Origin of the sequence: Streptomyces sp. NPDC089915 (assembly GCF_040684675.1) — a bacterium.
Taxonomy (GTDB): Bacteria; Actinomycetota; Actinomycetes; order Streptomycetales; family Streptomycetaceae; genus Streptomyces.
The window spans coordinates 1-12,027 of sequence record NZ_JBFBGN010000067.1; the positions used below are offsets into that span (position 1 = coordinate 1).

Annotated in this window: 7 protein-coding genes and 2 pseudogenes; 6 read left to right on the forward strand and 3 right to left on the reverse strand. The window is 66.1% G+C overall.

The features are described from left to right. Positions 1 to 87 precede the first annotated feature (87 nt). Both AB0O29_RS20600 and AB0O29_RS20605 read right to left on the reverse strand, forming a co-directional pair. The gene (locus tag AB0O29_RS20600; protein ID WP_365153363.1) at positions 88 to 1,026 is read right to left on the reverse strand and encodes a serine hydrolase; all 939 of its coding nucleotides are present in this window, start codon (positions 1,024 to 1,026) and stop codon (positions 88 to 90) included. Positions 1,027 to 1,250: 224 nt separating this feature from the next. After that, positions 1,251 to 3,065: an FG-GAP-like repeat-containing protein gene (locus AB0O29_RS20605; RefSeq protein WP_365153396.1), complete on the reverse strand. Its 1,815-nt coding sequence runs from the start codon at positions 3,063 to 3,065 to the stop codon at positions 1,251 to 1,253. A gap of 580 nt (positions 3,066 to 3,645) precedes the next feature. Between AB0O29_RS20605 and AB0O29_RS20610 the strand changes: the two genes are divergently transcribed. From AB0O29_RS20610 to AB0O29_RS20625, 4 genes and pseudogenes are all read left to right on the forward strand, one after another. Continuing rightward, complete coding sequence (locus tag AB0O29_RS20610) at positions 3,646 to 7,740, forward strand: DddA-like double-stranded DNA deaminase toxin (protein WP_365153364.1); 4,095 nt, start codon at positions 3,646 to 3,648, stop codon at positions 7,738 to 7,740. Continuing rightward, positions 7,737 to 8,225 (forward strand): Imm1 family immunity protein, encoded by a 489-nt coding sequence (locus tag AB0O29_RS20615; RefSeq protein WP_365153365.1) that lies wholly within the window; start codon positions 7,737 to 7,739, stop codon positions 8,223 to 8,225. Before AB0O29_RS20610 ends, AB0O29_RS20615 begins: the two co-directional genes overlap by 4 nt. 347 nt (positions 8,226 to 8,572) lie before the next feature. Beyond that, positions 8,573 to 9,070 carry an Imm1 family immunity protein gene (locus AB0O29_RS20620; protein WP_365153366.1) on the forward strand — a complete coding sequence of 166 codons (498 nt, stop codon included), beginning with the start codon at positions 8,573 to 8,575 and terminating at the stop codon, positions 9,068 to 9,070. A 477-nt stretch (positions 9,071 to 9,547) separates the two neighbouring features. Beyond that, positions 9,548 to 10,265, forward strand: a pseudogene (locus AB0O29_RS20625) (transposase); the annotation flags it as partial. Between the two features lie 34 nt (positions 10,266 to 10,299). Here AB0O29_RS20625 and AB0O29_RS20630 read toward each other — a convergent pair. Further along, a pseudogene (locus tag AB0O29_RS20630) lies at positions 10,300 to 10,515 on the reverse strand (transposase); the annotation flags it as partial. Between the two features lie 539 nt (positions 10,516 to 11,054). Here AB0O29_RS20630 and AB0O29_RS20635 point away from each other — a divergent pair. Next, on the forward strand, positions 11,055 to 11,378 hold the full coding sequence (locus AB0O29_RS20635) for a hypothetical protein (protein ID WP_365153367.1): 324 nt from the start codon (positions 11,055 to 11,057) through the stop codon (positions 11,376 to 11,378). 206 nt (positions 11,379 to 11,584) lie between these two features. After that, a complete protein-coding gene (locus AB0O29_RS20640; RefSeq protein WP_365153368.1) occupies positions 11,585 to 12,010 on the forward strand; it encodes a hypothetical protein in 426 nt (141 codons plus the stop codon). Positions 12,011 to 12,027: the final 17 nt, after the last annotated feature.

Here is a 12,027-nt window from a genome sequence, read left to right on the forward strand (position 1 = left end):
GCCGACAAATCCCAAACAGGACAGCCGAAGCGTCAGTCAGTCGATGAGTCAGACCCACCGGCAACATCACCACGAACATCATCACTGTCAGTCGAGCACGTCGGGGATCGGCTCGGTGTTGCTGCGCTGGAGTGCGGTCTTGGAGCCGGCGGCCGGGCCGAGGGCCCAGTCGGTGAGGGCCATGGAGTCCATGTAGCGCTCCTCGTCGTTCAGCAGGACACCGATGATCGTCTTGCCGTTGCGGGTGACGGAGAAGACGAGGCACTTGCCGGCGGCGGTGGTCGTGCCGGTCTTCACGCCGATCGCGCCCGGAACGCCGTAGCCGGTCGGCCGAGGCTGGACCAGCAGGTTGGTGTTGCTCCAGGCGGCGACGGCGGAGGTGCCGCCGGTGCTGTAGGTGGTGGTCTTCACCAGCGTCTGGAACAGCGGGTCGGCCATCGCCTGCCGGGTGAGCGTGGCCAGGTCGCGCGGGCTGGCCAGGTTCTTGCCGGTCGACGAGATGCCGTCGAACGAGTCGAAGACGGTGTTCGCCATGCCGAGTTCCTTGGCCTTGGCGTTCATCTTCGCGATGAAGTCCGCCGTGCGGGCCGCCATGGTCGTACCCGTGCCGAAGGTGTCCGCGAGGGCGTACGCGGCGTCGCAGCCCGACGGCAGCATCATCCCGTACAGCAGCTGACGGACCGTCGGGGTCGCCCCGGCCTTGAGCTGGGCCGAGCTCGCTCCCTGGACGTAGACGTAGTCCAGGTACTCCTGCTTGACCGTGACCTTCTGGTCGAGGTTGAGGTTCGGCAGGGAGGTGACCACCAGGGCGGTCATGATCTTCGTGGTGCTCGCCATGGGGCGCTTGGTATCGGCGTCCTTGGCGGTGAGCGTGGCCCCGTTGGTGCCGTCGATCACGATGGCGCCGGCCGCGGTGAGCGCCGGGACGGGTGCGGCCTGGGCGGGGGACGTGGCCGCGAGCAGGGCGCCGGCGGCGATGGTCACCGCGAGCGTGCCCCGGGCGCGCCGCATCAGGTTGGAGATCACTTCAGTCCTTGATCGTGTGTAAGACCCCGGACGGGAGGCGCCGTGGAGGCGTCTCCCGTCCGGGAGAGTGCATGACCGGATTCCGTCGTCGGCGTCAGCCGGAGCCGCCGGAATCGGGTGGGTGGGGGGTGTGCGAACAGGACGGAGGTCCCGTCGCCCGGTCCGCCGCCGCGCCGCCGGGAGCGTCCCGGCCACGTGCGACGGAGGGTCGGTGGGCGTGTGGGTCAGGGCTGGACGCCCTCGAAGGTGCCGTTGCCCCGGCCGCGGTGGAAGGTCATCTTGGTGCCCTTCCAGCTGACGATGTCGATCTTGCCGTCGCCGTCGACGTCCCCGGTGACGATCTTCAGGTCGGTCCAGGTGCCGGCCGCGGCCAGACCGCCGGAGTCCAGGGTCCCGGAGGCGTTGCCGGTCCAGCGGACCAGGGCGCCGTTCTCCCAGACGCCCACGACGTCGTCACGGCCGTCGCCGTTGAAGTCACCGGTGCCGAGGATGATGACGCTGTTGAAGGAGGTGTCGGGCCAGATCTTCTTGCCACCGTTGAAGTCGAGCTGACCGTTCGTACCGACCTTGTAGGCGTACAGATCGCCGTTGGGGCGGGTCGCGAGGACGCCGTCCTTGGGGCTGGAGGGGTCGACCTTGTAGCGGGTGAGGTGCTTGAGCTGCGCCCAGGTGGCGTTCTGGGGGCTCAGGGTGACCGTGGTGGCGAAGGTGCCGTCGCCCTTGCCGGCGTGCAGGAGGATGCGGTCGCTCTCCCAGACGGCGGCGATGTCGCGCTTGCCGTCGCCGTTGAAGTCACCGGCGAAGATGCGCTGGACCGTCTTCCACACACCGGGGGTGCCGACGGCGGTCGGGGTCGGCTCGAAGGTGCCGTCGGCGCGGCCGCGGTAGACCTGGAGGGTGCCGTTCTTGTCGACGGCGGCCAGATCGGCCTTCCCGTCCCCGTTGAAGTCCGCCAGGGCGCGGTTGTCCGTGAGGTTGCTCGTGTCGGGTCCTGGCACTACGACGTTGCTTTTGATCCACTGACCAAGGTCGTCGACGCGGACGTCGTAGACGCCGGCGGTGGTGTTGGCTGCGTCAAGGCAGCCGGTCTGGCCGGAGCGGGCGGTGATGCCGACGAGAACCGGCTTGCCTGCGTCCATCCGGACGGTCGGGCCGCCTGCGTCGCCCTGGCAGACGGTGGCGTCAGACGGGTCCTTGGGTGCGAGGAGAACGCCGGTGGCGTCGGAGGCGCCCGTGGTGAAAGTCGCCGAGTGGAGCTTGGAGGGTATCCAGTCCGTCTTCGTACGGCCGAATCCTGCGACGGTGACGTCCTGGCCGACAGACGGAGGAGCAGTGGACAGCGCGACCGCGGTGACAGTGGAGGCGGGCTTGTCCAGGCGGGCCAGGACAAGGTCGCGGTCAGCGTGTGGGACGAGTTCGACAACGTCAGTGGTGTGGCCGCCGGAGGTGGTCAGGTCAGTGCGGCCGACGGTGACGGTCGTCTTCTCCTTGGGCATCCCCGCCATCACGGTGCTGGTGTCGGCGGGGTTGTCCGCGAAGCAGTGCTTCGCGGTGAGGACCCAGCGGGGGTCGACGAGGGTGGCGGTGCAGGACCGCTTGCCCTCACCGATGGCGATCTTTCCGGTGAACGCGAGAGTGCTGTCGCCGGTGGGCGCGGGAGGATTGGTGTTGTCGCCGGTGACGCGGAGCTCGATCAGGGTGGACTTCACCCGGTCCGAGGTCGCCTCGCCGTAGCCGGTGAAGTCGTTGGCGGGGGCGTCGATGACGGTCTTGGTGCCGTTGGCCTCGATGGTCGTCTTGACCGGGTAGGCCCCGGTCCAGATCCCGAACGCGGACGGCAGTTCAAGGGAGAGGTAGGCGGGCTTCGACTTGACGTCGAAGCAGTAGTCCTTCAGGCCACGGGTGTTGACCGTCATGTCCTGAGTGCCGTCACACGCCTGCAGCATCAGGTTGCCGTCACCGCGCTTGAGCGTGACGCCCTTCTCCGCCTGGATGGCCGCCGCGCCGGGGTAGGAGAAGTCCTCCACCGCGTACGACATCGTGTCCACGCCCGGCAGGGCAGGGTCAGCGCTCGCCGCAGGCGCGGCCGCGAGGGACAAGGCAGTCAGTGCGAGCGCTGACGGAATATTCACTATCAGATATCTGCGCGCGCGGGATGCAGCCATTACAGACCTTTCAAAGAGATCGGGATACGGGAGCGCAAGCACCCGTAAATTTTCCCAAGCAAGCTAACCACAGCCAAGATCAAACCTACGTCGAATGGTCGATGATCTACATCTCAAAAAAACTTTGTTTTGAAGTACAACCATCGGCACTGCTGAGTGGTAGTCAGGTGGGCGGCCCTTGCCGCGCCCGGATCTGCCCCCCGAAGGCCCCGCTCATGGCTGAGATCGTGTGGCTGAAAGTCCAGGTCACGGGCTTGGTCGGACGGTGGGGAGGGGGGTGACGGAGGTCTGTCGCAGCTGTACGATCTTCCGGACCGAGCCCCTCTCGAACGGCATGACAGGTGGCCTTCAGGCACTTGCATCGCAACCCAGAGTTCCGACCAATTAATTTCCTTGGGTTAACTCCATGCCATCTCGAAGGGCTTAAGTTCGATATTTTCAAAGGGGGCGTCGCGTGAGGCGGCGAATATCCTCCCGGCCATTTGATTCGGGAGAATTGAAAAGATTTTCTGGGCGCAACTTCGCCCTTCGGGGGCTTCTTGCGGTCGGCCTGCTGTCCGGACTGCTGGGTACGCCTGCGGCAGCGGCCGCGGAAGCCCCACCCCTGTCGCCGCAGGAGGTGCGGAGGCAGATCGTCACCTTCTGGGAGACCGGCGGCCCGGGCATCAAGGAGGCCGCCGAGCAGGCGCTGCTGGGCGGGCCGGAGGCGATCAAGAAGTTCCTGGACGAAGCCGGCTCCATCGAGCACGACGACAACCGGGTCGATGCAGCCCGGATGGCCATGGCCGGAGGCCCCGCTGTCCGCCAAGCCGCCAAGGACGCCATGCTCGGCTCGCCCGCCAGCCTGCAGACGTTCCTGCTGTACGGCTACGAGACTCCGCTGGATGACGACCGCAGAGTCGACATCGCACGGATCGTCACCTACGGCGGACCCGGCGTCCGTGAAGCCGGCAAGGCAGCATTGCAGGGCACCTTCGCCGACCGCGAGGAGTTCTTGAACTCCGGCCAGTACGCGGCCCAGCAGGACGACAACCGGGTGGACGTGGCCCGGATGACGAACACCGGCGGCCCGAACGTCAGGGCGGCGGCGAAGGCCGCGCTGAAGGGCACACCCGAGGACATCGTCGAGTTCCTCGAGGTCGGACAGTTCACCGCCCGCAGCCGTGACCAAGTGCACGCCTCGATCGAAGAGCTGACCGAGCAGGCCAAGCAGGCCGGAAGGCAGGCAGAGGCCGCGACCAAGCTGGCTGAGGAGGCCTCCGCCAAGGCCGTCACTGCGGCAGAGCTAGCCAAGAACGCGGCCCAGAACGCCGCCCGTGAGACTCAAGCCGCCAAAACTGACACGCAGCGCGCCGCCGTCAAGGCCAGGCAGGCTGCCGACGCCGCCCGGGCCGCAGCCTCCGCCTCGCAGGAGGCGATCGGCTCGGCCAATGCCGCCAACCGCGCCGCACGCCGCGCCGCGTTGGCTGCGGCCCAGACCGCCTCGGCCGCCGCCGCTGCCGCTGACGCGGCCAACAGGGCCTACAACGCCGCGATCGCCGCGGCTGGAAACGCCGGCCAGGCCGAAGGCGCCCGGGCTGCTGCCGCCACCGCTCGTGCCGCAGCACAGTTCGCACGGCAGTCCGCCGCTGCGGCGGACTCCGCTGGCAGGGCCTCCGCAGCTGCTGGCGTGGCGTCCACCGCGGCCAAGGGCGCGGCGGCGAACGCCGACGCCGCCGCAGCTGCTGCCGAGGAGGCGAACGGATACGCCGACCAGGCGGGCGTCCACTCGGACGAGGCCCGCCAGGCCGCAGGTGAGGCACGACGTCACGCCAACGCCGCGCGTGCCGCCGCCGACCGCTCGAGCGCCCTGGCAAGCCGCTCGGCGAGCGCGGCCTACAGCGCGAAAGACTCCGCGAACTCCGCAGCCACGCACGCAGAGAACGCCGCAGACTTCGCCGAGGAAGCGGCCCGCCAGGCCGGCAACGCCGCCACCTACGCTGACCAGGCCAAGAAAAACGCCGACGCTGCCAAGACGGCGGCCGAGACAGCAACGGCCGCGGTGAAGAAGGCCCGGGAGGTCTTCGACCTCGCTAACGAGACCGAAGCCGCCGACCTGGCCACCCGCACCGACGCCGCCATCGAGCGCGCCCGCTCGGCGAAGTCCGCCAGCGACCAGGCCGTCTCCGCCTCAGCCGCCTCCCAGGTCAACGCCCTGGGGCTGCAGGACACCGCTACCCTCCTCGCTCAGGAAGCGGACCGGCCCGACGGCGACGCCGCCTCTATGGCGAAGAAGGGCCGCGAGCTGGCCATACAGGCGATGAAGTTCCTCGGCCCCTGGCACCAGGAAGCCGCCGCCCGCGCACTCGCAGGCACTGACCAAGACGTCCTGGACTACCTGCGCACCCGCTGGAAGGAAGCCGAGCAGCAGGACGTGCGCCAGCGCGTCCTCAACCTCAGCACGCAGAGCCCCTACGCCGGGGTACGTGCCGCGGCCGTCGAGGCCCTCAAGGGCGCGCCCGAGCAGATCCAAGGGTTCTACAACACCGGCCAGTACGCCGCAGGCGCCGACGACATGAAGGTCGACGTCGCCCGGCTGACGAACACTGGTGGTCCCGGTGTCAAGGAGGGTGCCAAGGCTGCCCTCGCCGACGGCACCGGCAAGGCCCTCGCGACCTTCCTCCAGATCAACCAGTACACGCAGCGCCTTGATGACGAGAGGGTCATCGCCGCCCAGCTCGCCACCGCGGGCGGGGCCGAGGTCAGGGCCGCCGCCAAGATCGCCCTGGCCGGACCGGCCAACCAGATACACGAGTTCGTCGCCACCGGCCAGTACATGGCCCAGCGCAAGGACGACCTCGCAGACCACCACAAGAACCAGATCGAAACGCTCCTCGCCGAAGGCGACGAGGTCGCCGCCAAGGCACAGGAGAACCGCTGGAAGGCCGCCGAAGCAGCCTTCAGGGCCAAGCAGGCCGCCTCGGAGGCCAACGACGCAGCCGTCCAGGCCCAGCAGTCCGCCAACCAGGCAGCCGGATACGCCGCCTCCGCGAAGGCCTCGGCCGACAAGGCCGCCGCAAGCGCCACCGCGGCCGCGAACTCAGCCGCCACAGCACGCGGGGCCGCCAGCCGTGCCGAAGCCGACGCCTCCGCAGCGGAAGGCTCTGCGGCCCAGGCCGAGTTCTCCGCCAGCTATGCTCGCCAGTCCGCCCACGAGGCGAACAAGTCAGCAGACGAGGCACGTGCCTCCGCGACTGCCGCCGGCAGGAGCAAGGACGCAGCTGAGGCCGAGGCCCAGCAGGCCTGGACCGCTGTATTGATCCTCCGGGAAAGGGAAGAAGCCGAAGCGCGCCGCCAGGCCGAAGAAGAGCGCAAGCGGCAACAGCAGATCAAGCCGAAGCGGATCTGCACTCCGCACCCCACCCGCGAGACCATGGCCCCGATCATGGCCTGCGTGCGGGACCCGGAGAACTCCGAGATCCGCATGCCCGAGATCGACCCCACACTCCGCGAAATCGTATGGGAGCTCACAGGCCTCAACGACATTAAGGACTGCATAAAGAACCCAACACTCTTCGGCTGCACCATGGCGGCTGCTGGTGTCCTTCCGGTCGGCAAGCTGAAGCTGCTGTCCAAGGTCGACGACGCGATCGACGGCATTCGGAGCATGCGCGCGTTCCGGCGGACCCCCGACTGCCTCAAGATAAAGGCCCCGCACAGCTTCCCCGCCGGCACGCAGGTATTGATGGCCGACGGCACCCGCCGTGCCATCGAGCAAATCCAAGTCGGCGAGCTTGTCACCGCCACCAACCCCGCCACTGGGGCCACCGCCCCACAGCCGGTCACCCAGACCATCGCCACCCCCGACGACCGGGACTTCACCGACGTCACCCTGACCGACGGCTCCGGCCTGACCTCCACCGACCACCACCCGTACTGGGTAGAAAACCGCAAGCGCTGGGTCGACGCCGTCGACCTCCGCATCGGCGACGCGCTGCGCACCCCAGTCGGCACCGCGATCCAGATCGGCCAGACCAGCCACTGGAAGGGCATCCAGCCCGCCTACGACCTCACTGTCGACTCCACCCACACCTACTACGTCAGCACCGGCACCACCGACGTCCTCGTCCACAACACGGATGGAGTTCCGTGCCCTGATTGGGCGGCGGGCGTAATAGATGAAATCAAGAACGAATGGGAAACCACAGGAGTTGTACGTGACGCCGCCGGAAAGGTAATACCAGGACTCAAAGGCAAGGTCGTAAGCGCGAAGGACGCAGATTCGGATGCAGTATTCTCCTTCCTGAAGGAGATAAAGTACCCGATGCACTCCAAGCAGACGGCTGTATGGGGGCAGACTCACGCGGAACCCAAGATTGCCCTAGACATGATCAAGAACGGCATCAAGGATGTTACAGTGGTGATCAACAACAACAAGGGGGTATGCACCGGGCGCGACAGTTGCACACAACTCGTGGAAGCTATGCTTCCCGAAGGCTATACCATGAATGTATGTCACCCGGGGTCCGAAATCATGACCAAGTTGACTGGAAGGCGGAAAATCGGATGATCGTCGAAGCGTCAATCGACGGTGAAACGCTGAGGGTGGACTCGGAAGGTGAAATCGTAAAGCTCATTGCGCGCATTATGTCTGATCTGAAGTCTGAACTTCCTGCCGCAGTTGGCATCGACCCCGGTACCACGGCATCTATGCACGTTTTCGATGTTTCCAACGAAGCTCAAATGCCTCCGTACGCCGAAAACTCAATCCGCGTGGGAGTCAACAAGGCAACGGGATACGGCGGCATAGTCTGGTGGGGGCCAGAGGTGGATGGCCAGCCCAACGAACATTACTGGGTAACCGACAACGACAGCCCTCCAGATTTCGACCCACGAGTTACGTCAGATCAATGCTTCCCCCTCTGGTATGACCGGCGGAGTGCAATTGCAGTGACGGACGTCGAGCAGGCGCTTTGGGAGTTCTGCACCAGCAAGGGAATGCGGCCCACAGCGGTCAGATGGGTTCCAGCCGACCCCAGCGGGCAGCGTCTATAGTGCCCGAGTGGTCGACAACCCCGATCAGGAATCATCGACTGGTATCGGACCCTGGTGGCCTGGAACGCTATCCAACGAGCGTTGCCCTCCTCCTGTATTAGGTGCGCAAAGTGCTGGAGAAATTCATGCTAGATCGAACTGGATCATGGCCTGATTCGACCAGTTGGGCCAAGGCTGACCCTAAATTGATATAGACCTGGAAGGCTGCCTTGCGTTTTCGCAAGGCAGCCTTCGCCAACTCCCCCTTAATTCCTCGAATTACGTGGCGATTGGCACGATTGCGCCCGAGGGGCACAAGGCGCGTGCGCTACCCAAGTTTTGACCGATAAAATAAAGAGCCCGATACGATGATCCTGTACGTCCATATCGAAGAATCCGACGTTCTCGCTGATGACCCCGCCGCAACCGGGGCGGTGAATCGCGTGCTGACTGAGCAGATCAGCAGTCTCGGCTGCGATACTGCCTCATTCCTCTACAGGGAGGAGGCCAATCTGTCACGCACGGAAGCTTCACTTACCGTATCGGTGAACCATGAAAACGGATATGGCGGCCTTGCGTGGTTTGCTGACGGAAACACGGCCAAGCGCTTGATGAACACCCGGGGTGAAGAGTTCGCTGATTCGATCTGGGTCTCCATGAACCCCGCTCCTCCAGAGTTCGATCCGGAGATTCTTAGCGACCCCTGGGTGCCAACATACATTCATCGAACCAGCGCTCTCCCGATCCCGATGCTACGTGCAGCTTTGGAAGAGTTCTGCAAGGCCGGGACCGGCGATCGACCGGAATGCGTCAATTGGGTGGAAGGTAACTTCAATGGGACACTTCTCAATCCTCCGATTGAATAGCTTGAATCCTGCGGCCTGAGTTAGATGCGGGGCACCGCCTCGGTGGCGGTGCCCCGCTTGGGTGTCTACCGCTGCCTTCTACCGGCAGGTCCTGGCGGTGGCGCGGGAGCTGCTGGTACCGCTGCCCGGCCGTGCTGCCCGCGTCCTTGAGCTGGCCGCTCTCCAGGATCCGGGCGAGAAGAACGCGGTGGAGCTGGCCAGTTGGGCGGACCCGCGCGCGACCGGCTACTTCTTCCGCTCCGGTCCGGGCCCGGCCTGGCTTGAAGTCCTGGACGAGCACGCCGGACACCTCCTGCTGGCCGACGGAGCGACCGGTGGGTGGCCGGCTGCTCCGTTCCTCGAGCACCTGACCACCGCCGACCCGCAGGCGGCCCGGGCGTGGCTCGCCGGCCACGCCGCCGAACTCGCCGCCGCAGGTCCCGACGCGCTGGACGCGCTGCTGTCCCTGGCCCTGGCCGGCGCCCTCACCCCCAAGACCGTCCGGCAGCTCATGCCGCACTTCACCCCAGCGAATCCTGTGCCACACCTACGGCCGGGGCAGGGACCAGCACATCCCCGTCCCAGGCTGGCCCTACTCGATCGTCTGCGCACTTGAGACAGGCCGTAGCTCATGGACCGCAGCCCTGGATGCCCGGCGCCTGGCGCCGGGGGACGACACCGCCACGGTCACCGCCCTACAACTGCGCGACCTGGTCGAGCGGCTGATGACCGCAGGCCAGTGGCAGGTGGATGACCCGGACATCCTCATCATCGCGGACGCCGGATACGACGCACCCCACCTCGCTTTCCTGCTGAAGGATCTGCAGGTGCTGGCCCGGATGGGCTCGGACTGTGTCCTGCGCCGGCCGGAGCCGCCGCGGGAGCCCCACACCAGGGGCCGGCCGCCCCGGCACTGCGACGAGTTCGTCTTCGGCCAGCCCGACACGTGGGGCACCCCGGGCACCGAAACCGTCACCGACACAGGCCTCTACGGCACCGCCACCACCTGCTCCTGGGACCGGCTCCACCCCAAGCTCACCCACCGCTCGTCCTGGCCGCGGCCGACGGCACCCTCCCCATCATCGAAGGGACCGTGATCCGTCTGGACATCGGGCATCTGCCCAGCGGAGCCACCCCGAAGCCGGTCTGGCTGTGGCGGTCCGGAACCGACGCAGCGGACACCAACCGGCTCTGGCAGCCATCTCGCCTTCGGCGTCGGCCTGGGCGAGCAGGGCGGCGAAGACGCGGTCCCATGTGCCGTCGATCGCCCACATCCGCAGGCGGCTGTAGGCGCCCTTCCACGAGCCGAAGCGCTCGGGCAGGTCCATCCAGGGTGTGCCGGTGCGGAACTTGAACGCAATCGCGTCGATCACCTGCCGGCGGTCACGCCACCGCCCGCCCCGCCTTGGCTCCCGGTCTGGCAGCAACGGCTCGATCCGCGCCCACTGCGCGTCAGTCAACGACACATATCAACCAACGATCAGATGAATCCGAGAGAAACGGCCTAGCCGCGCCAGTCCCGGGCCGGCCCCCATGGGGGCCGGCCCGGGAACGGTGGCCCCGCGGCGGCACCCTGGGCGCCGGGTTGAGCGGGCTACCGGTCGTCCCGGTAGGCATCTGACGAGCGTCGGTTCCATGAACGAGCTGAGGACGGAAGGTGACCTGGCCTGTTGCAGGCTACTTGGCTCGATTACGTGGGGCGAATTCCCGTCAACCGCTTTGACTTCTGGAGGGCGCTACGGGGGATCCGATCTGTGTCGCCTGGCCTTGCCGCCGTTGCGATTTCGCGCCGGAACAAGCAATTCCGGCCATCGAGATGCCGCCTACACTTCCAGCCTAGGTCGGCGCTGTGGGCGGCGGGGGTGATTTACCTGATCTTGACGCCGGGGTTGGACGCGTGATTGCATCAGCGGAGTGCCTGGATAACGGCTCCGTGGATCAATTCGATTGCGCTTCCAGGTGGGATCGGGTATCGAATCATCGGTCAAACCATTCCCGGGGGGATATGGAACTCACCATTCAGTCTGGCCTGCGTAAAATCGGTCAGCGTGTAGGTGCCGTTTCGCTCGGAGCCATGACCCTGCTGTCTTTGACGGCCGGGTCGGCCGATGCCGCCAGTTGGTCGAGCAGCATCTCTGGCGCTTACCCCGGCTTCGAGTCCCATCGTTGGTCTGATGCGGGCGGCAGCACGAACATACAGTTCACCAACTGCACCGATGGCACCGGAGCTACGAGCGCCGGCGTCACCCTGCGCAAGGATGTCGACTGGCAAGTGGACCCCACTTACACCACGGCTTCCTTTACCAGCTGCTTCGGCGGCTACAGCTAAAACCTCTTCGGGCAACTGGGGCGACCACGGCAGCGGTAGCTACTACTTCGCTGTGAACCTGGGCGCAACGTACAGCGATCTGGACGTTCGGGCCCTCACCGTCACTTACTGAGAAAACTCCGAAAAATTCGGCACAGCGGCAGAGTCCGCTACGAGCAGCAGTCGATCGCGTCGTGGCCGTCTTCTCCGCTAGGAGCGCAAGCATCATGAAATCGATGCGTCTTTCCGTCCTGCGTGAATCCGGCCGTCGGACGGCCGTGGTAGGCCTGGGCATTGCTACTGTCGTCGGTCTGGCCGCGAGCCCGGCTCAGGCGTCGAGCTGGTCGAGCACCCTAGTTGGCGCGCGCGCCGGGTTCGAGTCTCACCGCTGGTACGACCTCGGTGGCTCAACGAACATCACGTTCACCGACTGCAACAGCGACGTCCAGGTGGCCAACGTCACCCTGCGCAAGGATGTCGACTGGGAAGTGGACCCCACTTACACCACGGCTTCCTTCACCAACTGCTTCAACGGCACCTACGCGACCTCTTCGGGCAACTGGGGCGACCACGGCGAAGGTAGCTACTACTTTGCCGTGAACTCCGTTTCTTCGGCGACGCTTTCGGTCAGGACGCTGACCGTCAACTACTGATCCACTCCCTGTGCGGG